This is a genomic window from Saccharophagus sp. K07, assembly GCF_014336955.1.
Taxonomy (GTDB): domain Bacteria; phylum Pseudomonadota; class Gammaproteobacteria; order Pseudomonadales; family Cellvibrionaceae; genus UBA5868.
Genome location: NZ_QRAI01000002.1, coordinates 693,263 through 718,073, shown reverse-complemented (window position 1 = coordinate 718,073; position 24,811 = coordinate 693,263). Strand labels below are relative to the sequence as shown.

Here is a 24,811-nt window from a genome sequence, read left to right as displayed (position 1 = left end):
ACACTCTCATCCCCAAATGCTGTGCTTAACTTGAGCTATGATTCGTTTCGGCTTAAGTGTTTTTTGCAGTCGTATCGCTTGGCTCAGCTCTTGCTAATGGACCACACTGTATTTGGTTAGCAACAGCTGCCTCGCACTTGGCCCGTCCAGCAATTCTCTAGCCGCTAAATCTGTTTTCGGCCCAATCACAGGTGTTCGTAACGATGGAAGGAATTCTTTCCAGCTTCCGTTTTTCCAACAAAAAAATGGAGGCTGATGCCAAATCCCACCCCAAACATGTTTCTGATACGCGCAACGCCGAACCCGTTAAATCGAGCGGGCCGAGCGCGCCACACAGTACTGCCCACCCCACTCAAGACAGGAGCTCCACTATGCGTTTAAGCAAAAGCACTCCAAATAAAGAAGACGAATTCGAAATCCCGTCTGAACCTGTTCTTCCCACCACTTTTAATACGGTTCCCTCGCCTATTTCTGCGCGCCCATCCACCAGTGCGCAGTCTTCTTCCGGAAACTGGGCTGCGGTTATAGGCCCAAAAATTACCTTTAAAGGCGAAATCATCGGCGAAGAAGATTTGCTGGTGCAAGGCAAGGTCGAAGGTTCCATCGATCTCAAAGGCAATCACCTGACCATCGGCCAACAAGGTGTGGTGAAAGCCAACCTCAAAGCCAAAACCATAACGATCGAAGGTACCGTTGAAGGCGATTTGATTGGCCAAGAGCGCATTGAAATCAAAGCTTCAAGCAATGTGAAAGGTAATCTGATTGCCGCTCGTGTCACTTTGGAAGACGGTGCAAAATTCCGCGGCTCAATCGACATGGACTCATCGGGACAAGCCAAAATTTCCACTGCGGCGCCAGAAAAGAAAGAGCCGTAGTCAAATTGTTACCGGCGGAATGCCCTCCTGGAGCCTATTGATTGGTTCAGCATCGCAAACGATATGAATGATATTGTCGATACAGCAAGCATTATCCGCACAGCTGTCGAGCATCGCTCACCGGGACTAACCGCCGTCTACAACGAAATGAAGGGGTCGAAGGACCATAGAGTATTGGACCTAGGCCCCTCCTCCGCCAAAAACTTCAATTTTTTTACCCAGCTCAGCTGCAAAATCCGTTTTGAAAACCTTAGTGAATGGCTGATGGACCGACAGGAGGAATTGGCCGACGACGCACTCCTGAGGCAAGAACTGGCCGACTATCTCGGCGACTTCGGCGATAACCGATTCGATCTGATCCTGACCTGGGATATTTTTAATTATTTGAGTTTGGCCAATGTCGAGTGGCTGATCAGTAAACTCAAAAGCCTTTGCCAACCGGGGGCTGTGATCCATATGATCAAGTATGTTGGACAAAAAATCCCTGCCTGCCCCCAATCTTTTCGCATTATTGATCAATACAAACTACAAACCATCCGCGCCAGCGAGTGGCAAACACGAGCTCACGCAAACCTCGATACCGCGCGCTTACTGAAACAGATTCAAGACTTTTATATGGAACGGTCTTATCTGAATCATGAGGGCATGCTCCCCGGTGTCATGGAACAGGTTCTGCGATTTCAACCAGATAAGTCGTTGACTGTCCGACCACAAGGTAGTGAAGAATTACATGATCAGGAAGTAATTCCGAATGCTTCGGGGCCACGCCTGCGCCACAAATCAGAAGCATTTTCCACTGTCTTCAATCGCTTGGGGACCCAGCCCACAGTTTTGGATCTCGGGCTGAAAAATCGCCATAACACTGATGTTCTTTATCAACGTACAGCCAATCTCTATACAGAAGACATTTACCACGAATTGCAGCTGCAGATAAAAAATGGCGCACCTGTGCAACTCAAAGCCCACATGCTGAATTTCGCCGCCGATGTACGCTTTGATCTGATTCTAGTCTGGGATCTGCTGAATTTTTTGGAGGCTCCAGCCATAGAAATGCTGTTCAATCGTCTTGCCCCCCATCTGACGAACAATACAGTCGTCCATGCTGTCGTCTACTCCGGCCGCGAAATGCCGTCGGCACCGCAATCTTTTACACTCAATAATCTCGGCGAATTTGAGATTGCAGGCACTGAAAAAAAAGTCTGTTCCTCACCTGTAACCTCAAGTCGTTTATTAAAGATGATGCGCAGCTTCCGGCTTGAGCAAACGTACATGTTTCAACCGGGCATGCAGCGCGGTATTTACGAATATTTGTTCCGGCGAAACCTGACGTAACTTATCCCACCAAATTATCTGTTGAAGAATTTAACACTCTTAAAAGTTCATTTTTCCTGACACGCCCGCCTGCCTTTAAAAGGTGCTCCCGTTAATTCATCAATCAAACATTGAACGCCAATTAACAAAATATTGTGCCTTTTTCGCGCTTGAAAAAGATTTTTTTTGCATGGCATACAACGTGCAATCCGCACGCATTCTCCTGGTGCGCTGACTTTCACCGGAGACTCAATGCTGTACGAGTGGAACGCGGTAACAAAATTAATATCACCGATTGATGAGTAAGGATTGCACTATGACTCGATTCAGATGGCCCCTGGTCTTTTTAGTTTTTTTAATATTGTTCGCGACGCAAACCGTGCACGCGAAACCGTGGAAAGGTGCCGAGTTAATTACTCGGGAAACCTATAAATATGGCGCTTTTGAAGCACGCATTCGCGCCGCCAGAGGGTCAGGAGTGATAACCGCATTCTTCCTCTGGAAAGATGGCTCAGAGATTCCTGGAGCCCAATGGCAGGAACAGGATTTTGAAATATTCGGCCGGGATGGACGCTATCAGACCCAAGTTATGACACCCGGTGATCCGCGCACTGAAAATAACCTCCGTCACACCCTCTCGACTCCTGGCTGGGAAAATTACTTCACTTATCGAATGGAGTGGACGCCGAACTATCTGGCTTTTTATGTCGACGGCCATTTGATCAGACGAGAAACAGACCCTGTCCGCTACGCCAAATTACTCGATCCCAATCGTGCGGAACCAGCTCAGTTGCGCATGAGCTTATGGGCGGGAGATTGGGAATGGTCTGGTGCTTTCGACCAAAGCGCCGTACCTGCTCACACTTATGTCGAATTTATCCATGTTTACAACTACACCCCTGGCGCAGGCCCCAACGGTTCGGATTTTACTTCGCGCTGGCGAGATGAGTTCGATGGCTCTTCCATCAACACCAACCGCTGGTGGTTCGCCAACTGGACCTTTGAGTATGCCGTCAATGACTACGTCACCCGCAATGCCGCTGTTCGCAATGGCAAGTTGGTGTTGGCGTTAACAAGTGAAGCCGGTTCAGGTCAGTTCCCCGCAACCGCTCCTGCCGATAATCCACCTGTACCGCCATACACCGGAAATCCGAATCCGGAACCAGAAGGCCCGCAACCTCAGCCTGAGTCATACAGTCCTGTTGTGTTACCTGCGCGCCTAGAAGCTGAAAACTTCACTGGATATCACGATTCAACCGTCGGCAATGAAGGCGACTCGGGCTGCTATACCGGTGACTATTATGTGGACACCGAAATCACCCAGGACACCACGGGAATCTGCCACATTGCCTATACAACCCCAGGGGAATGGGTTGAATACAAAGTGAATGCTCCGGAAACCGGGCGTTATCAAATGATTCTCCGCACGGCCACCAATCGCACCAACATTCGTTTGCATGTGGAAGTGGATGGAGAGAACGCCAGCGGTCTTCTTGCGGTACCTACCAACGGCTGGCAATCTTTCACCAACCTGCCTGTGCCGTTAAATCTGACGGAGGGTGAGCACACCATTCGAATCGTGTTTGACACTGGCTACGCCAACCTCAACTACCTGGATTTTTCCTGGATTGGAGGAGAGCCAGAACCAGTTGAGCCTATAGTGCTGCCCGCTCGCATAGAAGCCGAAAACTTTTCTGCGGCTTTTGATAGCACTCCAGGCAATCAAGGAGATGCCGCGTGCAACACCGGAGATGTGGATTCCGAACTGACTTCTGATCCCACAGGTGGTCTCTGCAATCTCGCCTGGACTACAGCAGGAGAATGGGTGGAATACGAAGTCGCCGCACCTTCTGCGGGCAATTACATAATGACCTTCCGCGCATCGACCAACCGCGCTGGTACCATCAGTTTTTACGTCGAAGTGGATGGCGTTGATGTCAGTGGTTCCCTGGTGGTTCCGTCACGCGGCTGGCAGAACTTCTCCGACATTTCCGTGCCGGTCGAACTTACCGAAGGCGATCACACCATTCGCGTGGTGTTTGAGACCGGGGAAGTTAACCTGAATTATCTGGTCATCAGCGAATCTAGCCCAGGCCCAGGCCCCGCTCCCGTTGAAGCAGTCAGCATCCCAGCGCGTATAGAAGCTGAACATTTCACGGCTTTTTATGACACTACGCCTGGCAACCTCGGAGCGGCTGCCTGTAATAGCGGAGATGTGGATACGGAGATCACCGGTGACATAGACGGGGGCTGTAATGTCGCATTTACAGCCGCTGGAGAGTGGACGGAATATAAAATCCAAACTTCCGGAGGTCAGTTTGACTTGGTGATCCGCGCGGCTACAGAACGGGCTAACCAAACGTTTAGAGTTTTAATCGACGGTGTCGATGTTTCAGGTTTATTGACACCTCCGCTCCTCGGCTGGCAGACCTATAGCAACCTAGTCGTTCCTGTCACCTTGACGCCAGGAGCGCACACGGTTCGCCTGCATTACCAAACCGGTAACGTCAATATTAACTATCTGGAATTCAAAACACGCTCGGAACCTATACCGGAGCCGGAACCTGAGCCAGAACCAGAACCTGAGCCGGAACCAGAACCCCAGTGCCAAGCGCCTGTGGTTTATCAAGCGGAAAACATCAACCGCTCTACAGGTGGTGCCAGCAGCGACGGTATTTCTTGGAATATCTGGAGTAATGGCTATGTAAATACCAACCATACCTTTTCCGGCAACGACACTTTGATCACTGTCCGCGCCAGAGGAGATATAGCAGCAAATGTTTGGCCGAGAATGGTGGTTCGTGTCGGCGGTCAGGTTATAGGGGATCTGTCAGTGACTTCTGCAGCTTACGCCAATTACGAGCTGATCTACTCTGGCCCAGCCGGCACATTTGACCTGCGAGTGGAATTCACCAATGACTATGCCAACAACGGGGAAGACCGCAATCTGCGTGTTGATTACATTGCAGTAGACGATTGTCTGTAATTGAGAAATATCTCTAAGACATACAAAAGAGCCCCTTATGGGGCTCTTTCTTTATCTGAAGAAATCAATCGAACGAGTACCACAGGCGACGCACCACTCCTATGCTGATGCTGGCGTAGTGGTCCGTCTGCACTAACGAACTGTCGGTAAATTTCGCACCTTCAAGATAGTCATAGCGCGCGGAAACACCCAAACGCCAATCCTTCCAGGATTTCGAGAGAGAAAAACGCAGAAAGCTGCCACTGTATCCCCCAGAGGAACGGTAGAAAGGCCGATCTTCCGTGACATAAGGCATGTCTACGTCGTAGTAATAGGAGTGATAGGAGCGATCCGCAATCATAAAGCCCGCGTTAAAGGACGCGCGCCAATCCGCAATAAAATTCGACTGACGCCAAGTCAATCGTGGACTAAAAACGTTGCCTATATGATCCAATCCATCTTTGGAAATGGTGACCACCGCTCGCACCGGCAGACGCAATGACCAGCCCTCCTTAAAACTGTCACCTGAGAGCCGGATATTCAAAGACGGCCCAAATTCCACTGCACTTTCCAACTCAGGCATGCCTTCGCGTTTTTTATTGTTATCACTGTTGCCATTTAGTGAACCATCGACCGAAATATTGAACTCCATTCGAGTATTCGACCAAAAATCACCCCGCACACCATCCCTGTCGGCTTTCAGAATCGGACCTTGATAGAAAAAATACGGTAACGGCAGAGCGTAAGGCCGATAGTGATTGGAACCGCGATAATCCGCAGAACCCTGAGCCACCAGCACAACACCGGCTTCCATATAGGTTTTGTTTTCCAGTGAAGCGGTGTCTTCTTGTGCCCAGCTGATGGCAGGTATCAAGGTAAGCGCAAGTAACGATTTACGCATAGTAGAGATATTTCCAAAACCATAAAAAAAGCCCGCTAAAAAGCGGGCTATTTGTGAACCTGATGCGTTCTACGCTTGAGATTCTGGTGCTGCTTCCGATTGCTGAGTTTCAGCTGAAGCCGGCGGTGGCAAGGTCTCTTTAATAGAGAGCTTGATACGACCGCGGTTGTCTACGTCGAGACATTTAACCGTTACTTTTTGACCTTCTTTCAGATAGTCACTGACGTTGTTGACGCGCTCGTGAGCAATCTGAGAAATGTGCACAAGGCCGTCTTTGCCGGGCAAGAAGTTAACGAATGCACCAAAGTCGACGATGCGAACAACAGTACCTTCGTAGGTCGCACCGATTTCCGCTTCAGCAGTGATTTCGCCGATGCGGAAGAGAGCGTTTTGCAGGCTTTCTGAATCCACTGCGTACACTTTGACGGTGCCATCGTCTTCGATATCGACAGACGCGCCAGTGGATTCCGTGATGGATCGAATGGTCGCGCCGCCTTTACCGATGATGTCGCGAATTTTTTCTGGATCCACTTTGATGGTGTGCATTTGCGGCGCGTTGTCAGACAGAGTAGCGCGCGGCACGGCCAGGACTTTATTCATCTCAGCCAGGATGTGCAGACGAGCTTGCAATGCCTGCTCCAACGCCACTTCCATGATTTCTTCAGTGATGCCTTCGATCTTGATGTCCATCTGCAGCGCGGTAACACCATTGGCGGTACCAGCTACTTTGAAGTCCATATCGCCCAGGTGGTCTTCGTCACCCAGGATGTCGGTCAGAACGGCGAACTTGTCACCTTCTTTCACCAAGCCCATGGCAACACCGGCAACCGGAGCGCGCAGAGGAACGCCCGCATCCATCAGTGCCAAGCTCGCACCACAGACGGAGGCCATGGAGCTGGAACCGTTGGATTCGGTAATTTCACTCACCACACGCATGGTGTATGGGAAATCTTCTTCTTTTGGCAGAACCGCAGCTACACCGCGACGAGCCAAACGGCCGTGGCCGATTTCGCGACGGCCAGTAGAACCCAGGCGACCGCACTCACCCACAGAGTATGGGGGGAAGTTGTAGTGCAGCATGAAGTTCTCTTTGCGCTCACCTTCCAGGCTGTCGACGATCTGCGCATCGCGGGTAGAGCCGAGAGTGGCCACAACCAAAGCCTGAGTTTCGCCACGGGTAAACAAAGCGGAACCGTGAACTTTTGGCAGAACGCCAACTTCGATTTGCAGCTGACGGACAGTTTTGGTGTCGCGACCATCGATACGAGGCTCGCCGTTGACAACTCGGCCGCGCACGATTTTCATTTCGATATTTTTGAACGTCTCTTTAACTTCGTCAGCGCTGAAGTCTTTGCCTTCACCGCTCAATTGTTCAACGGCTTGCGCGCGCAGTTCATTCAGACGGTCATAGCGCTTGGCTTTGTCAGTGATGCGATAAGCAAGGCCAATTGACTCGCCAAAGTCTTTTTCCAAAGCAGCAATCAGGGCAGTGTTCGGCTGTGGGGGCTGCCAATCCCAACGGGGTTTGCCAGCGTCACGTACCAGTTCGTCAATCGCCTGGATAACCGTTTGCATTTCCTGGTGGCCGTACAGAACCGCACCAAGCATGATGTCTTCAGGCAGCTCATTCGCTTCAGACTCAACCATCAACACCGCGTCGCGAGTACCCGCTACCACCATGTCCAGCTCAGAAGTTTTCAGCTGCTTATAGCCTGGGTTGAGGATGTAGCCGTCTTGTTCGGTGTAACCAACGCGTGCGGCACCGATTGGGCCATTGAAAGGAATTCCGGAGATTGCCAGAGCCGCAGAGGTTCCGATCATGGAAGCTATATCTGGGTCGACATCCTTTTCCGCAGCCAGAACGGTACAAATCACTTGCACTTCCGCCATGTAGCCGTCTGGAAACAAGGGGCGAATGGGGCGATCGATCAAGCGGGAAGTCAGAGTTTCTTTTTCAGAGGGGCGGCCTTCGCGCTTAAAAAAGCCACCTGGGATACGGCCAGCAGCGTAGCTTTTTTCCTGGTAATGAACAGACAGCGGGAAGAAATCTTGACCAGGAGAGGGTTCTTTTGCGCCTACAACCGTACACAGTACGCAGGTTTGGCCAACAGTGACAACTACCGCTGCCGTCGCTTGGCGGGCGATGCGGCCAGTTTCCAAAGTGACGGTATCTTTACCGTATTGAAATTTTTTAATTACAGGATTCACTTTATTATCCTTAGGTTTCTCTTTGCATTCTTACGTTCTTATAAAACAGAAGTGCCCGCGTTGCGGGCACTTTAAGGTCTATCGACGCAAGCCGAGCTTTTGGATGAGGTCGGCGTAACGCTCAGTATTTTTGGACTTCAGGTAGTCCAGCAATTTGCGTCGCTGGTTAACCATGCGGATCAAGCCGCGTCGAGAGTGGTGATCTTGTTTGTTCTTTTCGAAGTGTTCTTGCAGTTTGTTGATATTGGCTGAAAGCAGTGCGATTTGTACTTCTGGAGATCCGGTATCAGAGTCGGATTTCTGATAGGTTTTGACGATTTCAGCTTTTTCTTGTGCACTCAGTGCCATGGTATTGCCTCATATTTTCATGGAATATGCACCCTGGCATCGCCAGGGAAGTTAATGGCCCGACCGTGCATATTGACAGACGGGTCATATCTTATGTGCCAGTAGCAATCACTCTGCGCGGCGCAACGCGCCCATCATCGGTGATCTCACCGAGGCCGAGAAATAACCCGTCCTCGCGGCAGACGCGCACTGTATCACCTTGGTTCCCTAAACGGTAGACCCGCATGTCCATTATCGCCTGCCCTTGGCAGAAGTAATGGCTGCTGATGTTACTGAGAGCCAGTTTGGGAATCGCTTCAAGCGCAGCATCCGGCGGCAATAAATAGTGGTCCAAAACATCTGCAGAGCGCTCGCCGAGTTCTTCGATCAATTGTTCGAGCGTTACAGCCTGATCTTCGGTAAAACAACCGGCGGCGGCGCGGTGCAATTTACTGACATGCCCACCCACACCAAGCGCTTCACCGAGATCGCTCGCGATACTGCGAATATAGGTGCCCTTGCTGCAGCGGATATCGACGTCCACTTCCGCTACCGGGCCCAAACGAATGGCCAGAATATCCAGCTGATAAATCGTCACCGCCCGCGCTTGCCGCTCGATCACTTGGCCTTTGCGTGCAAGTTTATAGAGCGGCTGCCCGTTGACCTTCAGCGCCGACACCATAGGTGGAACCTGCAGAATGTCACCGCGAAACGCTGCCAAGGCTTTTTCGATTTGCGCGGCGGAAAGGCCGCTGGCGTCAACCCGCGCCAACTCTTCTCCTTCGATATCCGCAGTGCTGGTTGCGACACCGAGACGAAAAGTCGCTATGTAGCGTTTATCCGCATCCAGCAAGTACTGGGAAAATTTCGTCGCCTCACCAAAACACAGTGGTAAAACACCTGTGGCGAAAGGATCGAGACTTCCGGTGTGGCCGGCTTTGCGAGCAGAGAAAAGGTATTTTGCTTTTTGCAGGGCATGATTGGAGGTCATGCCTGCAGACTTCATTAAAACCAGGACGCCATTAATAGGGCGTCCCATAGAGCGCTTGCGGGACAAGAATCAAATCTCCTGCTCATCTTCTTCCGAGCTGGAATCGCGTTTGTTCGCCTTATCCGCTGCTATAGCGCGATCGATCAAGTTACTTAACACCTGACCGCGAACACTGGACTCGTCATAGTAAAACTGGAGGCGCGGCGTCGATCGAACGGTTAATTCCTTACCGACCAAGGAGCGAAGAAAACTGGCGGCGTTGTTCAGAATCGAAACCGAATCCTGACACGCCTTTGGATTGTCTTCGCCGACAAAGGTCACGTAGATCTTGGCCAAAGTAAGATCGCGCGAAACCTCGACCGAATTGATATTCACCATCCCCAGACGAGGATCGCGAATTTCGGCCGGAATCAGGTGCGCCAAACTGCGTTGCACCGCATCGGCGACGCGATCAGAACGACTAAATTCTCTTGCCATACATCTGAGCAAGAGTGCATTACAGCACTCTTGCCACCTCCTTGACTTCGTATACTTCGATCTGGTCGCCAACTTTAACGTCGTAGTTCTTCACACCGATACCGCATTCCATACCGGCGCGCACTTCGGAGACGTCATCTTTAAAGCGACGCAGAGATTCCAGCTCGCCTTCAAAGATAACCACATTGTTGCGCAATACGCGGATCGGTTTGTTGCGGTACACAGTACCTTCCACCACCATACATCCAGCCACTTGGCCGAACTTGGGCGAGCGGAAAGTATCGCGAACATCGGCAACACCCAGAATTGTTTCCACACGCTCCGGCTCCAGCATGCCGGACAGAGCCGCTTTCACTTCATCAATCAATTGATAAATGATGCTGTAGTAGCGGATCTCGACGGATTCTTTTTCCGCCAGTTTGCGCGCACTGCTATCGGCGCGAACGTTGAAGCCCAGAATAATCGCTCCAGAAGTGAGCGCCAGGTTGACGTCGTTTTCGGTAATTCCGCCAACACCGTCGCCGACGATGCGCACTTCAACTTCGTCGTTACCCATATCCAGCAGAGAGGTGGAAATGGCTTCGAGAGAGCCGCGTACGTCGGTCTTCAATACCACGCTGAGCGTTTTCTTCTCACCACTGCCCAGACCGGCAAACATGTTTTCCAGTTTCGCCATCTGCGTGCGCTGCACTCGCTCTTGTCGCTCTTTTTCCGCGCGGAATTCAGCAACTTCTCGGGCTTTGCGCTCATCGGAAACCACCAGGAATTCGTCACCAGCGTTAGGCGCAGAATCCAAGCCGAGGATTTCCACCGGAACCGATGGGCCCGCTTCTTTCACTTGTTGGCCGAACTCGTTGGTCATAGCGCGAACGCGACCAAAGCTTTGGCCGGCGAGCAGAATGTCTCCAGGCTTCAAATAACCGCCTTGTACCAATACGGTCGCAACGGCGCCGCGACCTTTGTCCATGCGGGATTCGATAACAACACCGCGCGCAGGCACATTGACCGGCGCTTTTAATTCCAGCATTTCCGCTTGCACGCCAACGGAGTCCAACAGCTGATCGATACCTTCACCGGTCAAAGCCGAGACGTTACAGAACTGCGAATCACCGCCCCACTCTTCCGGGATAACACCTTTGGCAACCAATTCATTTTTAACGCGATCCGGATCGGCGCTGGGCTTGTCGATTTTGTTCACGGCGACAACTATGGGGACACCTGCAGCGCGCGCGTGTTGGATTGCCTCTTCGGTTTGCGGCATCACACCATCGTCAGCTGCGACAACCAGAATGACCACGTCTGTACATTGGGCACCGCGTGCGCGCATTGCGGTAAACGCCGCGTGTCCGGGGGTATCCAGGAAGGTCAGATCGCCGTGGCTTGTCTTAACTCGGTAAGCACCAATGTGCTGCGTAATACCACCGGCCTCGCCCGCAGCGACTTTGGCTTTGCGGATGTAGTCCAACAGTGAAGTTTTACCGTGGTCGACGTGTCCCATGACCGTAATGATCGGCGCGCGCGGAGCCATATCAGACTCGTCTTCAACCCAGTCTTTTTTCAGATCTTCTTCGATCGCGTTAGCGCTGACCAGAACTGGTTTATGTCCCAACTCTTCAACCACCAATTGAGCGGTTTCTTGATCGATTTGCTGGTTGGCGGTCGCCATTACACCCAGCTTCATCAATTGTTTAACCACTTCGCCCACTTTGACGCTCATGCGCTGCGCCAATTCGGACACCACGATGGTCTCGCCAATTTCAACTTCGTGCACGATTTTCCCCGTCGGCTTTTTGAAGCCGTGTTTGTTGGCGATTTTGATCACCGGGCGGGATGTGGGCTGAGGTGTCGTAACCTTTTTGCGAACCGGCGTTACCGCGGCCAACACGACTTCGTCATCGCCATCATCCAGATAGCTCAACACAGCCGAGCCTTTCTTGGGCGCAGGAACATCGACCTTTTTAACGGCCTTGCCTGCCTTTTTGTTGTGCTTACGGGCTTCTTCCTCTTCGTCAAAGTCCGCAGCTTTGCCTTTCTTCTTGTTCAGCTTGTGTTTTTCTTCTTCCGCTTTGGCCGCCAGCTCTTCTGCTGTCAACACAGGCGCAGGCTTTTTCGGCGCAGCTGGATCAGCAGCTTTCGCTCCTGGGGCGCCAGCCTCTTTCTTAGCGAGCTCGCGTTGGCGCTTCTCTTCCGCTGCGCGACGCGCTGCTTCTTCGGCTTCTTTCTGCGCTTTGATACGAGCTTCCATGGCGCGGATACGACGTTCTTCCGCATCATCAACAAAGGATGAACGCGTTAGAGTCTCGCGCACAGGTGCAGCCGCTTGCGGAGCCGATTCTTCTACCGGCTCTTCAATTGCAGGTTCAGCTGCAACAACTTCTTCCTGTACAGGCTCTTCTTCGATGACAGGTTCTGGTTGAGTCTCCTCGACTTCAACTGCAGTGACCTCAGGTGCACTTTCGTTAGCCGCTTCTTGAGACTCCTGCTCCAGTTGCACTTCTTCTGCTTCAGCCACTGCTGCCTGATTCAGGTTTTCATCGTCGAAATTCTGCTCATCGGCTTCATTCGAAGAAACCTCGGCTTCGCCTTCCTGAACCTTGACGTAAGTGCGCTTTTTACGCACTTCGACGTTGATCGTTTTGCGGCTGCTGCCACTACCTGTTTTAAGGGTGGTAGTGGTTTTTCTTTTCAAGGTAATTTTTTTCGGCGCGCCTAAATTTTCACCGTGGGACATTTTCAAGAAAGTCAGCAGAGTTTGCTTTTCTTCGTCCGACACTGTGTCGCTCGGCGCTTTATGTGGCAGACCCGCCTGCCCCATCTGTGTCAAAAGTCGGTCTACCGAGGCACCGACAGACTTGGCGAGTTCACTTACAGTTACGTCAGCCATTCTATTTCCTCGTTACCTCAATTAATTGGTTTGTGCTGAGTCTGCGAACCAGGGCTCGCGCGCTTTCATAATGAGCGCGGCAGCTTTTTCCTGATCCATACCATCAATTTCTAACAGATCGTCGACGGACTGTTCCGCCAGATCTTCCATGGTAATGACACCGCGGGCTGCCAAGCTAAAGGCCAGTGTGCGGTCCATACCTTCCATATTCAGCAAATCTTCTGCCGGTTCTGCACTCGACAACTGCTCTTCTGACGCCAAAGCCATAGTCAACAGAGCATCTTTTGCGCGCGAGCGAAGCTCTTCCGCGATGTCTTCGTCAAAACCTTCAATTGCCAGGAACTCTTCCAGCGGAACGTAAGCCACTTCTTCCAACGTGGTGAAGCCTTCTTCCACCAACACTTCCGCCACGTCTTCATCAATGTCCAATGCCTTCATGAACATGTTCTTGACGTTGCCGACTTCCGCCTGCTGCTTCTCGCTCCACTGTTTGGTGCTCATGACGTTGATTTCCCACTGGGTCAACTCAGAAGCCAGGCGTACGTTCTGACCGCCACGGCCGATGGCCTGAGCCAAGTTTTCTTCAGCTACAGCGACATCCATAGTGCGGGTATCTTCATCCATCACGATGGATTCGATTTCGGCGGGTGACATGGCATTGATCACGAATTGTGCAGGATTGTCGTCCCACAGCACGATATCGATGCGCTCGCCAGCGAGCTCGTTGGACACAGCCTGAACCCTGGAACCGCGCATACCAACGCACGCGCCTACCGGGTCGATACGACCGTCATTGGTTGAAACGGCGATCTTGGCGCGTGAGCCAGGGTCGCGCGCAGCACCGCGCAGGGTAATCACTTCTTCAGCGATTTCCGGCACTTCAATCTTGAACAATTCGATCAACATTTGCGGGCAAGCGCGGCTGAGATACAGCTGCGGACCGCGCGCTTCGGGACGAACATCCAGCAGCACAGCGCGAACGCGGTCGTTCATACGGAAAATTTCGCGCCCGACCAATTCTTCCCGCGGCAACAAACCTTCAGCGTTATTACCCAAGTCAACGATGATGTTGTCACGCGTAACTTTCTTAACGGTGCCGGACACCAACTCACCAATTCGGCTTCGGTATTCGTTGACTATCTGCGCACGCTCGGCTTCGCGCACTTTTTGCACTATAACTTGTTTGGCTGTCTGCGCAGCGATACGACCGAATTCGACGTTTTCGACGACTTCGGTATACACATCGCCCACTTTCAAGTTGGGATCAATGGCGTGTGCTTCTTCTGTTGTCAGCTGAGTGCCCAGTTGCGCAACCGTATCGTCGCTCACTACCAACCAGCGGCGTTCGGTAACGTATTCACCGGTTCTGCGGTCGATCTTGACCACAATGTCGGATTCTTCCTCGTAGCGCTTTTTTGTAGCTGTCGCCAGCGCGAGCTCAATCGCCTGGAAGATCACCTCCCGATCAACACCTTTCTCATTGGAAACGGCGTCTGCCACCAGCAAAATTTCTTTCTTCATGAAGATGCCTCTGCACTACACCTCAAAACTGAGGGACTATATTCGCCTTATCGATCAACTCGTAAGGCAGTATGTATTCTTCGTTATCGACTTCGAGTACGACTTCCTCGTTCTCGATACCTTTCAGCAGACCGGTAAACTTGCGTCGACCTTCAAAAGGCAGGCGCAGCCGAACCGCCACTCTTTCGCCAACATTCGCTTCGAATTGCTTCAGTTTGAACAAGGGGCGGTCCATTCCAGGTGACGAGACTTCCAGTGTGTATTCCGATTGGATGGGATCCTCCACATCCAACACGCTGCTCACTTGGCGACTGACACGTTCACAATCTTCGACGCCAATTCCCTCTTCTTTATCGATATAAATGCGCAACAAAGCTCTATGGCGCCCTTGAGCCATGTACTCAATGCCCCACAGCTCGCAGCCCAGCGACTCAACCACGGGCTCAAACAACTCTGTTAAACGCTCCTGGATGGAAGCCATAAAAACACACCACTACAGAAACAAAAAATGGGCCTAAAGCCCATTTCACTCTCAACCGGGAGCGACCCTATGCCGCGCGACGGTTACGGACATGCCCTGCGCAGCGCCAAACAGATAATAAAAAACCCCATAAAGGGGCACCTTACATCATAAATTTTGGCGCTTACCGGCCCAGCTGAAGCTGTTGGGATAATCCAAGGGAGGAAAACCCGGCCTGCAATTAGGGTGGCGATTTTAAGTACTTGCCACTAGTGCGTCAAGCCAAACTCGTTAGGCGGCGAGAAGTTGCACAGAAAGTCCGCCGCCTATTTCGTTTTAAAACCGTCTTTATTTTTTCTTTTTAACAAACTTCATCAGACGCCGCTTTTTCTCCACTTGGCGTTGCGTGAGTTTGTTTTTCTTACCGGCGAACGGGTTTTCGTTGTTTTTGAATTCGATACGAATCGGCGTGCCGTGCAAATCCAAGGCTTGGCGGAAGGTCTTTTCCAAATAGCGGACGTAGTGATTCGGAACTTCTTCGGTTTGGTTTCCGTGAATCACGATAATCGGCGGATTGTGCCCACCTGGATGCGCGTAGCGCAGCTTGATGCGCCGGCCTTTCACCAGAGGTGGCTGGTGGGTGGTAACGGCATCCTGCAGGATGCGGGTGAGGAAGTTGGTGGAAAACTTCTCCGTGGCGGCTTGGTAGGCTTTTTCGATGGACTGATAGAGATGGCCCACACCAGTGCCGTGCAGAGCGGAAATAAAGTGGATATCCGCAAAATCGACAAAGCGCAGGCGGCGCTCCAGCTCGACTTTCAAATAGGACTTGTGGTCTTCATCCAGACCATCCCATTTGTTGAGGGCGACAACCAAGGCACGTCCTGAGTCGATCACCTGCCCCATCAAATGCAGGTCCTGTTCGACTATTCCTTCTTTGGCGTCGATCAGCAGCACAACAACGTTGGCGTCTTCGATCGCCTGGAGAGTTTTGACGATGGAAAATTTTTCCACGGTTAACGAAATATTTTTACGCCGCCGTATGCCCGCTGTATCAATCAAGGTATAGGGCTTGCCATGGCGCTCATAGCGGATGTAGATGCTATCGCGCGTGGTTCCCGGCATATCGAAAACCACCACACGTTCTTCGCCGAGCATGCGGTTGACCAGAGTGGATTTACCGACGTTGGGACGCCCGACCACTGCGATCTTGATGCCGGCCTCGACTTCGGCTGCCACCTCTTCTTCCGCAGGCGGGGGCAACAGATTGCACACCTCTTCCATCAAGATATTGATGCCGCGACCGTGAGCAGCAGCAATGCCGTGCACTTCACCCAGGCCCAATTCATAAAACGGCGCAACCGCAACATCGGGCTGCTGGCCGTCAATTTTATTGCCCACCAGCATGGTGGGTTTTTGCTGCAGCCGGAGGTAATGGGCGATCTGTTCATCTGCCGCTGTCAGACCCGCGCGGGTATCGACGATAAACAGCACCAGATCACACTCTTTAATGGCTTGGCGAGCCTGCTCCGCCATTACCGCATCAATGCCCTCCTCTTCACCGCTCAATCCACCAGTGTCGATCACAATGAATTTGCGCTCGCGGAATTCGGCTTCGCCGTATTTGCGATCGCGAGTCAGGCCCGCAAAGTCGGCGACCAGCGCGTCCCGACTTTTGGTAAGGCAATTGAACAACGTCGACTTGCCGACATTAGGACGCCCAACAAGGGCAATGACAGGAATCATGGAAACTTATTTAACCCCGGTGGGTTTGGTGGAAATCGCGCCTTTGTGGCGATTGGACGGCATATCCCAGAAAGATACAGTAGAGTCGGTTTCCTCAGTGCGGAAAGAAAACAAAACTCCAGCCGTATCGAGGATATAAAGGTTACCATCGATCACCAATGGCTGCGCAGCAACTGAGTGTTCACCGATGCGAGTGCGAGCAATCAAGCTGCCGTCCGCAATGGATAAACCGTGTAAATAACCTTCCTCATCAACTACCACGACCAGCTTGTCGAACACCGCAGGCGCACTGATGCCACGCCTGTGCAACTTGTCATTTTCCCAATTGAGAGAGCCATTCAAAGCATCAAACGCACGCACATGACTGTTCGCATCGCTGACAAAAATTTTATTTTGCGCACCTGCAATATTGTGAGCCGTAGACACATCCTGAGCCCAGGCGGTACGGCCAGTGCCTTTGGCTATGGCGACTAGGCGGGCGTTATAGCCAGCGCCATAGACATAGGGCCCCATCTCGATGGGGGTCGAATCCACGTCTATCAAACGCTCTAATTCCGTTTTTCCTTGCGGCTGCCCAATACGAGCACTCCAGCGCAACTGGCCGGTCTGCAAATCGAAGCTAAGGATCTGCCCGTTGTCGAACGGTACCAAGGCACTTCCTTGGGTAATCAACGGGGCCGCGTTGGAGCGGAGCGTAAGAACAGGCACCGGATGGTCGTAGTTCCATAACTGGCGACCATCTTCGAACGCAAAAGCAAATACGCGTCCATCAATGGCCTGGGTAACAACCACTTGCCCGTCGGACTGGGGAGCTGACACAACTTCACTGGAGGTTTTGGCTTCCCATTTGACGCTGCCGTCTGCCAGATCATAGGCAATGACCCGACCGTCGAGGGTGCCAACAAAACCGTAGCCTTTCGCAATTCCAACACCGCCACCTATGGCAGCATGCAGCTTATTTTTCCAGAGCCTTTTACCGTCACTGGCGCGCCAAGCGGAAACTGTTCCTTTGACATCGGCAACATACAAAATGCCATCGGCGTATGCTGGTTGAAGGCGCGCATAACGGGCATCCTGACCGTCCCCGGTAGTACTACTCCAATTGCGAATGAATTTGTACTGGGCCTCGATTGGTTCGAGTTTGACGGGTTTCAGCTCTTCTTTAACGCTGCTGCAACCAGCCATTAGAAAACCGATGCAGCATGCTGCGGCCAGCGAACGCCGAAACTTCATCAGGCGTCCTCCGCCGCATTCTGAGCGGGATTGTGCGCACCGTGCGGATCATGCGGGTTAGGCAGAATTACAGGCGCATCATTAGCCGTTAATGTGTTGTCGATTTTCAACTGCACCAAGCTGCGGCGCATAGGTTGTGAAGTGCCTAATGCCTGCAGGGCAGTTTCATAAGCGACGCGAGCTTCTCCCAAACGTTTCAAGCTCAGTAAAACATCCCCTTTAGCTTCCGCATAAGCCGCCGCATAAGCACTGGAAGGAGTCGATGACAACAGAGTTAACGCCTGTTCTGCCTCACCTGATGCGACAAGAACTCGCGCCAAACGCAAACCGGCCAACTCTTTTACTGCGTCGTTAGTGCCCTGATTGGCAACCTTTTCCAAATGAGTTCTTGCACTGGCAAAGTCCTGCTGTTCAACCGCCAATTTGGCCAGATACAGCGTTGCAAAATCCGCGTAAAGACCTGAGGAATTATTGGCGAGAACGTCGTTTGCCAAACGTTTTAATTCAGCGGAATCTTCCTCGCTGGATTCATCAAATTCCGCAACTGCAGTGGCGAATTTATCGTAGATAACAGACGCTTTTTGCGCTTGGCCTACTTTGTAGGATTGATATTGGTTCCAGGCAAAAAATCCACCGAGGCCTAATACGGCGGCCACCAAAACCGTGGTGCCATAGTCTTTCCACCAGCGCTTGAGGGCTTCGATTTGTTCTTCTTCAGTCAAGTGTGCGGCCACTGTTTGGCTCTCCTGTTATAGTGTTCGTGATTATTGTTGCCCGATCAGACTCGGAATTTTAGTTCCTAATTCGATTTATTGGTCCAACAAAGCTTTTACAGTCTCTACCAACTGTGCTCTGGCAACCTGTTGTTGTGCAGAATCTAAGCGCAAAGGTTTAACACCCACTTCACCTTTAGCCACTTCGTCTTCACCCAAAACAAGCGCTAATTGAGCGCCGCTTTTGTCGGCTTTTTTCATTTGCGATTTGAAAGACCCGCCGCCAAAGTTGGTTACCAAGCGCAACCAGGGCAATTCGGATCTTAAGGTCTCGGCAATGACCAGTGCATCAGCCATGACATCGCCTACGGCGACCAGATAGACATCAACGGTTTCCTGAATGCCTGCAGGGATTGCGTTCATTTCTTCCAGCAGTAACACCAGTCGCTCCAGGCCTATACCGCAACCGACTGCCGGAGTTGGACGACCGCCCAATTGTTCCACCAGACCGTCGTATCGTCCGCCAGCACACACGGTTCCCTGGGCACCCAGTTTTGTGGTCACCCACTCAAACACTGTGTTGTTGTAGTAGTCCAGGCCTCGCACCAAACGCGGATTGATCTCGAATGCCACCCCGGCACTCTCCAGCAGACGCTGCAGTTGCGCAAAATGGCTGCGCGAAGTTTCATCCAGATAATCCACCAATGACGGTGCATCATTCAGCAGCGCCTGGGTAGACGGAATCTTGCTGTCGAGTATGCGCAACGGATTGGTAGACAAGCGACGCTTGCTGTCTTCATCCAACTGCTCAACACGCTCGCTGAGATAGGTAACCAGATCGGCGCGATAACGTGCACGCGCTTCGCTGGTTCCCAGGTTGTTAATCTGCAGGCTCAAACCATCGGCTATGCCCAGCTCGCGCCACAAGCGGGCGAGCATAATCAGCAACTCTGCATCCACGTCCGGTCCGGCCATACCAAAGGCCTCAAACCCAAACTGATGAAATTGACGCAAGCGCCCTTTTTGCGGTTTTTCGTAGCGGAACATCGGCCCTGTGTACCAAAGCTTTTGCGTCTGGTTATACAGCAAGCCGTGCTCTTCCGATGCTCTGACGCAACTGGCTGTACCTTCGGGTCGCAAGGTTAGACTTAGGCCGTTGCGATCATCGAAGGTGTACATTTCCTTTTCCACAATATCGGTGACTTCACCGATACTGCGTTTGAACAGTTCGGTCTGCTCGACAATCGGAAAACGGATTTCTCTATAGCCATAGCGTTGCGCCACTTCCGCTATGGTCGCTTCTACGTATTGCCAAACCGGTGATTGTTCCGGCAGCAGATCTTCCATGCCTTTGACGGATTGAATTTGTTTCAAAGTGGAATCCTTGTTTTATCCGATGACAGACATTTGCAACGGGCGTTTAGACCGCTTTTGCGATCAAATCTTTTTCTTGCTCGGCTTTCGCCGCGGCTTTTGCGCGGATCAATTGTTCTAACTGATCCACCAGATTTTCATTGTCGAATTTATCTTTCGGCTCACCGTCGACATAAACCAGATTGCGCGGTGTTCCTCCTGCCAGTCCGACATCCGCTTCTTTTGCTTCTCCCGGCCCATTGACCACACAACCAATGACCGCAACATCCATGGGGACTGTAATGTCCTCTAACCGGCTTTCCAGCTCATTCATGGTTTTGATGACGTCGAAGTTCTGCCGTGAGCAGCTCGGGCAAGCAATAAAATTGATGCCTTTGGAGCGCAATTTCAGGCTCTTCAAAATATCCCAGGCCACTTTCACTTCTTCGACAGGATCGGCCGCGAGAGAAATGCGAACAGTATCGCCAATACCATCCATCAGCAGCATGCCGATTCCCACTGATGACTTCACGGTACCACTGCGCAAGCCGCCAGCCTCGGTAATACCCAGGTGCAACGGCTGTTCAATCTGCTGCGCCAGCTTGCGATAGGCTTCCACCACCATGAACACATCGGAAGCTTTAACGCTGACTTTGAAGTTGTGGAAATTGAGCGCATCGAGAATTTCGACATGGCGCAAAGCGGATTCCACCAGGGCGTCTGGGGTCGGTTCGCCGTACTTCTTCTGCAGATCCTTTTCCAAAGAACCCGCATTGACACCGATACGAATCGGAATGTTCAAATCGCGCGCTTTATCGACCACCGCCTGAATGCGTTTTTCGCGTCCAATATTGCCGGGGTTGATGCGCAGGCAGTCCACGCCGAGGTCGGCGACGCGCAGAGCGATGCGGTAGTCAAAGTGAATATCGGCCACCAGCGGGATGGTCACCTGTTGGCGAATCGCGCCAAAGGCTTCGGCGGCGTCCAGACTCGGAACTGATACGCGCACTATGTCAGCACCAGCCGCCTGCAGCTTTTGGATCTGCGCCACAGTGGCTGCAACATCGGTCGTTTCCGTGTTCGTCATGCTCTGCACGCTAATAGGTGCATCACCGCCAACCGGTACATTGCCCACCATGATCTGGCGGGATTTCCGACGCTTAATAGGGGATTCACAGTGCATTTTTGCTTACCTGAATTCGACTTCGGCGACTACTCGCCCACCGTCAACCGGCGGGTCTTACGCCCTGGCGATGGAGTTGTGTCGATTGTTTGGCCATTGAGAGTGAGGGAAGCCACCGCGGTGGCATCGCCTAGCACAACTTCAAAGGGGGCCTGGCCAAAAAGCCGCAAATTATCGCTCGAAGTCGCTTGGCGGGCAATGATAGCTTTGCCGGTGGCATCCTTGACGCTGACCCAGCAATCGCCGTTGAAGCTTAGGGTCAGCTCATCCGTTGCCGATGTCACCGGCGCAGGCAACCGCTCTGACTGCTCGGTCGACAACATTTGAGGCAAATCTGTTGAGGATGACTGCGAAGAATCCGTTACCTCGGAGGAAGAAAAATCGCTGTCGGACAAGTTGTCGTCAGCGGCGAGAGAAACAGCTTCATTGGTTTCTCTCTGAGAATCATTCATCAAACGGACTGCCAGCGGCAAAACTCGCGCAGCTGGTTCATCAGGTTCTCTGATAGAGACGGATGACGGTGTTATTACAGTGGGGGAAGATAACAGCGATGATGACGTCACCCCTACATAGGCCACCAGAGCCACCAGGATCACCAGAATAATTAGCGCAGGCCAGAACAGAGACCGCGGTCGGCGCTGCACCTGCAGCGCAAGGGCAACCGGGGGAGTCTCCGTCATCAAGGGGTCGGGTTTCGGCAGGATTTTTTCGAGATCGCGTAACAGCGGCTGGGGATCCAAGCCGAGAAAACGCGCATAGGAGCGGGTATAGCCCAAAACAAAAGTGGTGGCTCCAACCTGAGCGTAATCCTCGTTCTCGAGTGCACGCAGGCGGATCAACGGAATCAAGGTCCGCTGCGACACATCCTGCAAACTGATGCCGGCCCGCTCGCGCGCCTCACGCAAAATGGATCCTACAGATGCTGCAACAGTTGAAGAAGGTTGTTCGACGACCACCATGAAATGCCTTAGTTCTGTTCAGTAAATCGCCGGTATTCCAGATATTCCTTGGAATAAGGGTGTAGGTTTTTGAGGGCTAATGCGTAACTCGCTTCTTTGTCCTTATTGCCAAAAATCCTTTCTATACGAATCCCCAACCACAAGCTTGCCGGCGTTGGTTTGGACAATTTTTCGAAATGCGACAACAGGCGCTTGCTCTTCGCATATTCGCCTTCCTGAAAATAAATCTCCGCCAGTTCCACCATCGGCGGTACATATTGGGGGTCGAGATTAATCGCGTGCTCATAAGCCGGTTTCACCCGCGCGGTATTGCCGGTTTTTTGCGCGCACTGACCGGCTAGATAAAGCGCTTCCGGGCGAGCTTTATAGTCGAAATCGCCCGCCGCTTTTTCAAAATGTTCGCAGGCCTTTTTCGCTTCTCCCACTTCCATCAGATAACGCCCATACGACACTGCAATAGGAGAGAGCTCTTTGGGAGTGGCATAACGGAATGCACTTTTAAAGGCCTTTTCTGCATGATCCAATTCGCCGTTGGCCTGGTGGACAAGTGCCACACCGTGATAGGCCTGCGCGGAGTTTTTCTTGAGCTCCATCGCTTTGCTGAACTGCCATCGAGCATTGTCCCGCTGCCCCACCTCCAGATACTTCATACCCAGTTCGATGCGCTTGTCATGCGCCGCATCCGGTTTTGCTTGTGTTTTGTTGGAGGTCGTCACACAGGCTGACAAACTGCCAATCAAAACAGCGACCAACAAATTGCGGTACCAGTTGTTCATCAATCGTTGCTCCCAATGCTTTCGTTATTGATGTTTTACACGCATTACAGATGCAAGTTTCGCCCAACGGGCAACATTTTGCTCATCGGCCTCAGACACTCGGCAGTATTCGCACAACGTCCTCGGCCGTACCCAAGGTATTCACATAACGGGCGCTGCGGCGCGTCCGGTCATTGACCTTGCCAGCAAGCTGCCCGCAGGCAGCTTCAATATCGTCACCGCGAGTGGTACGCACGGTGGTGGTAAAGCCCTCGTCCATCAGAATCTGCTGAAAACGGCGCAAGGCGTTATTGCTGACTCTTTTGTAGTTGGACAAGGAAAACGGATTGAACGGGATGAGGTTGATCTTCACCGGCAGATCGCGCAGCAGATCCGCTAATTGATGCGCATGCTCAGGCCGGTCATTGAGTTGGTCAATCAAGGTGTATTCGATAGTCATCTTGCGATGAGAATCCGGCAGACCTTCGATATAGCGGGTGGCGGACTCCAACAACATCGCAATCGGATATTTCTTGTTGAGCGGCACCAGTTGGTTGCGCAGCTCATCATTGGGCGCATGCAGGGAGATCGCCAAGCAGGCGTCGGTATATTGCCCCAGGCGATCCAGCGCCGGCACCACACCGGAGGTACTGATGGTGACCCGACGCTTGGAAATGCCGTAGCAGTTATCGTGCATCATGATGTTGACAGCATCGACCACGTTGTCGAAGTTGAGCAGAGGTTCGCCCATCCCCATAAACACAACGTTGGTGATTTTGCGCGGGCCGTTTTCCCGCAGCTGGCCGAAGGATTTGGCGGCGATCCAGATCTGCGCCACGATTTCGTGCGCCGACAGATCGCGGTTGAACCCCTGTTTGCCGGTAGCGCAGAAACTGCAGTCCAGGGAGCAACCGACTTGTGACGAAACACAGAGGGTGCCGCGATCTCCATCAGGGATAAACACGGTTTCAATCGCGTTGCCGCCTTCCACCCGGATCAAAAACTTGCGCGTGCCGTCGGAAGAGTCCAACTGCTGCAGCACTTCCGGCAGGCGAATCTCCGCCACTTCGCTCAACTTGACCCGCAACGCTTTGCTGATGTTGGTCATCTCCATGAAATCGGTCACCCCCAGCTGATGAACCCATTTCATCAGCTGCGTGGCGCGAAAGCGTTTTTCCCCCAGTCCAGCAAAAAAATCTTCCAGTTTTGCCTGCGTCAGGCCCAACAGATTGACTTTGGCAGGAACCGTTTCACTGTTTGGAGATTGAAGATCGACCATAAATACTTACCACGTTGTAGGTCTAAGCCGCTCGATAACCCTTAACGGGAGTAAATTTCACTGGCAGCGAAAAAATAAGCCACTTCGCGTGCTGCGGAGGTCGGAGAGTCCGAACCGTGTACGGCGTTGGCATCGATACTTTTGGCGAAGTCCGCGCGAATGGTGCCAGGAGCTGCTTCGGCGGGGTTGGTTGCGCCCATCAGCTCGCGGTTGAGCTTGATGGCGTTCTCACCTTCCAGGACCTGCACTATGACCGGACCGGACGTCATAAAATCCACCAAAGGCCCAAAGAAGGGACGCTCTTTGTGCTCAGCGTAAAAACCCTCGGCCTGGGCGCGTGACAAATGCAGCATTTTGGCCGCCACCACCCGCAGGCCGGCGTCTTCAAACCGGCTAATGATTTTGCCGATGACGTTCTTACCAACAGCGTCTGGTTTAATGATGGACAGGGTTCTTTCAAGAGCCATGCAGGTTCTCCTAATGGTTCAAAGCTATATCAATGAGGCACCGCAGTCATGGCAAACACGCGGAGCCGAGTGAGAATTGAATCAAACCCGTTGATTCGTTTGTGTAACAGGCAAAAAATTGCGCAATTATACGGACAAAGCCGTATATGTGTAAGCAGTGATACGTGACTGTCTCACCATCCAGAGACTTTGGCGGCCTACCC

General features: G+C 52.2%; 20 protein-coding genes. 3 read left to right on the top strand and 17 right to left on the bottom strand.

The annotated features are described in order from the left end of the window. The first annotated feature begins 371 nt into the window (after window positions 1-371). From DWB84_RS09600 to DWB84_RS09590, 3 genes are all read left to right on the top strand, one after another. Window positions 372-875, top strand: a complete 504-nt coding sequence (locus DWB84_RS09600) for a polymer-forming cytoskeletal protein (RefSeq protein ID WP_187409536.1) — start codon at window positions 372-374, stop codon at window positions 873-875. Between the two features lie 63 nt (window positions 876-938). Continuing rightward, entirely contained in the window at window positions 939-2,207 is a 1,269-nt protein-coding gene (locus DWB84_RS09595) for a hypothetical protein (RefSeq protein ID WP_187409535.1), read from the top strand. 295 nt (window positions 2,208-2,502) lie between these two features. Further along, on the top strand, window positions 2,503-5,172 hold the full coding sequence (locus tag DWB84_RS09590) for a carbohydrate-binding protein (RefSeq protein WP_187409534.1): 2,670 nt from the start codon (window positions 2,503-2,505) through the stop codon (window positions 5,170-5,172). A gap of 64 nt (window positions 5,173-5,236) precedes the next feature. Here DWB84_RS09590 and DWB84_RS09585 read toward each other — a convergent pair whose 3' ends face one another. From DWB84_RS09585 to ndk, 17 genes are all read right to left on the bottom strand, one after another. After that, the gene (locus tag DWB84_RS09585; protein WP_187409533.1) at window positions 5,237-6,052 is read right to left on the bottom strand and encodes a MipA/OmpV family protein; all 816 of its coding nucleotides are present in this window, start codon (window positions 6,050-6,052) and stop codon (window positions 5,237-5,239) included. A 69-nt stretch (window positions 6,053-6,121) separates the two neighbouring features. Then, window positions 6,122-8,260: a polyribonucleotide nucleotidyltransferase gene (gene pnp, locus DWB84_RS09580; protein WP_187409532.1), complete on the bottom strand. Its 2,139-nt coding sequence runs from the start codon at window positions 8,258-8,260 to the stop codon at window positions 6,122-6,124. A gap of 78 nt (window positions 8,261-8,338) precedes the next feature. Continuing rightward, a complete protein-coding gene (gene rpsO, locus DWB84_RS09575) occupies window positions 8,339-8,608 on the bottom strand; it encodes a 30S ribosomal protein S15 (RefSeq protein ID WP_187409531.1) in 270 nt (89 codons plus the stop codon). 91 nt (window positions 8,609-8,699) lie between these two features. Beyond that, window positions 8,700-9,644, bottom strand: coding sequence for a tRNA pseudouridine(55) synthase TruB (gene truB / locus DWB84_RS09570; RefSeq protein WP_187409530.1), 945 nt, complete (start codon window positions 9,642-9,644; stop codon window positions 8,700-8,702). Between the two features lie 3 nt (window positions 9,645-9,647). After that, entirely contained in the window at window positions 9,648-10,055 is a 408-nt protein-coding gene (gene rbfA / locus DWB84_RS09565) for a 30S ribosome-binding factor RbfA (protein ID WP_187409529.1), read from the bottom strand. Between the two features lie 19 nt (window positions 10,056-10,074). Next, window positions 10,075-12,939, bottom strand: a complete 2,865-nt coding sequence (infB, locus tag DWB84_RS09560) for a translation initiation factor IF-2 (RefSeq protein ID WP_187409528.1) — start codon at window positions 12,937-12,939, stop codon at window positions 10,075-10,077. 21 nt (window positions 12,940-12,960) lie between these two features. Then, window positions 12,961-14,460 carry a transcription termination factor NusA gene (gene nusA, locus DWB84_RS09555; RefSeq protein WP_187409527.1) on the bottom strand — a complete coding sequence of 500 codons (1,500 nt, stop codon included), beginning with the start codon at window positions 14,458-14,460 and terminating at the stop codon, window positions 12,961-12,963. A 22-nt stretch (window positions 14,461-14,482) separates the two neighbouring features. Then, on the bottom strand, window positions 14,483-14,941 hold the full coding sequence (gene rimP, locus DWB84_RS09550) for a ribosome maturation factor RimP (RefSeq protein WP_187409526.1): 459 nt from the start codon (window positions 14,939-14,941) through the stop codon (window positions 14,483-14,485). A 327-nt stretch (window positions 14,942-15,268) separates the two neighbouring features. Next, on the bottom strand, window positions 15,269-16,666 hold the full coding sequence (gene der / locus DWB84_RS09545; RefSeq protein ID WP_187409525.1) for a ribosome biogenesis GTPase Der: 1,398 nt from the start codon (window positions 16,664-16,666) through the stop codon (window positions 15,269-15,271). A 6-nt stretch (window positions 16,667-16,672) separates the two neighbouring features. Continuing rightward, window positions 16,673-17,899, bottom strand: coding sequence for an outer membrane protein assembly factor BamB (gene bamB, locus DWB84_RS09540; RefSeq protein ID WP_187409524.1), 1,227 nt, complete (start codon window positions 17,897-17,899; stop codon window positions 16,673-16,675). Beyond that, complete coding sequence (locus DWB84_RS09535; RefSeq protein ID WP_187409523.1) at window positions 17,899-18,633, bottom strand: tetratricopeptide repeat protein; 735 nt, start codon at window positions 18,631-18,633, stop codon at window positions 17,899-17,901. Before DWB84_RS09535 ends, bamB begins: the two co-directional genes overlap by 1 nt. A gap of 75 nt (window positions 18,634-18,708) precedes the next feature. Then, window positions 18,709-19,986, bottom strand: a complete 1,278-nt coding sequence (gene hisS / locus DWB84_RS09530) for a histidine--tRNA ligase (protein ID WP_187409522.1) — start codon at window positions 19,984-19,986, stop codon at window positions 18,709-18,711. A gap of 46 nt (window positions 19,987-20,032) precedes the next feature. Next, window positions 20,033-21,148 (bottom strand): flavodoxin-dependent (E)-4-hydroxy-3-methylbut-2-enyl-diphosphate synthase, encoded by a 1,116-nt coding sequence (gene ispG, locus DWB84_RS09525; RefSeq protein ID WP_187409521.1) that lies wholly within the window; start codon window positions 21,146-21,148, stop codon window positions 20,033-20,035. 29 nt (window positions 21,149-21,177) lie between these two features. Next, the gene (locus DWB84_RS09520) at window positions 21,178-22,107 is read right to left on the bottom strand and encodes a RodZ domain-containing protein (RefSeq protein ID WP_187409520.1); all 930 of its coding nucleotides are present in this window, start codon (window positions 22,105-22,107) and stop codon (window positions 21,178-21,180) included. An 8-nt stretch (window positions 22,108-22,115) separates the two neighbouring features. Beyond that, window positions 22,116-22,883, bottom strand: coding sequence for a type IV pilus biogenesis/stability protein PilW (gene pilW / locus DWB84_RS09515; protein ID WP_187409519.1), 768 nt, complete (start codon window positions 22,881-22,883; stop codon window positions 22,116-22,118). Window positions 22,884-22,974: 91 nt separating this feature from the next. Further along, on the bottom strand, window positions 22,975-24,141 hold the full coding sequence (gene rlmN, locus DWB84_RS09510; protein WP_187409518.1) for a 23S rRNA (adenine(2503)-C(2))-methyltransferase RlmN: 1,167 nt from the start codon (window positions 24,139-24,141) through the stop codon (window positions 22,975-22,977). A 41-nt stretch (window positions 24,142-24,182) separates the two neighbouring features. Next, window positions 24,183-24,608, bottom strand: a complete 426-nt coding sequence (ndk, locus tag DWB84_RS09505) for a nucleoside-diphosphate kinase (protein ID WP_187409517.1) — start codon at window positions 24,606-24,608, stop codon at window positions 24,183-24,185. Between the last annotated feature and the right edge of the window lie 203 nt (window positions 24,609-24,811).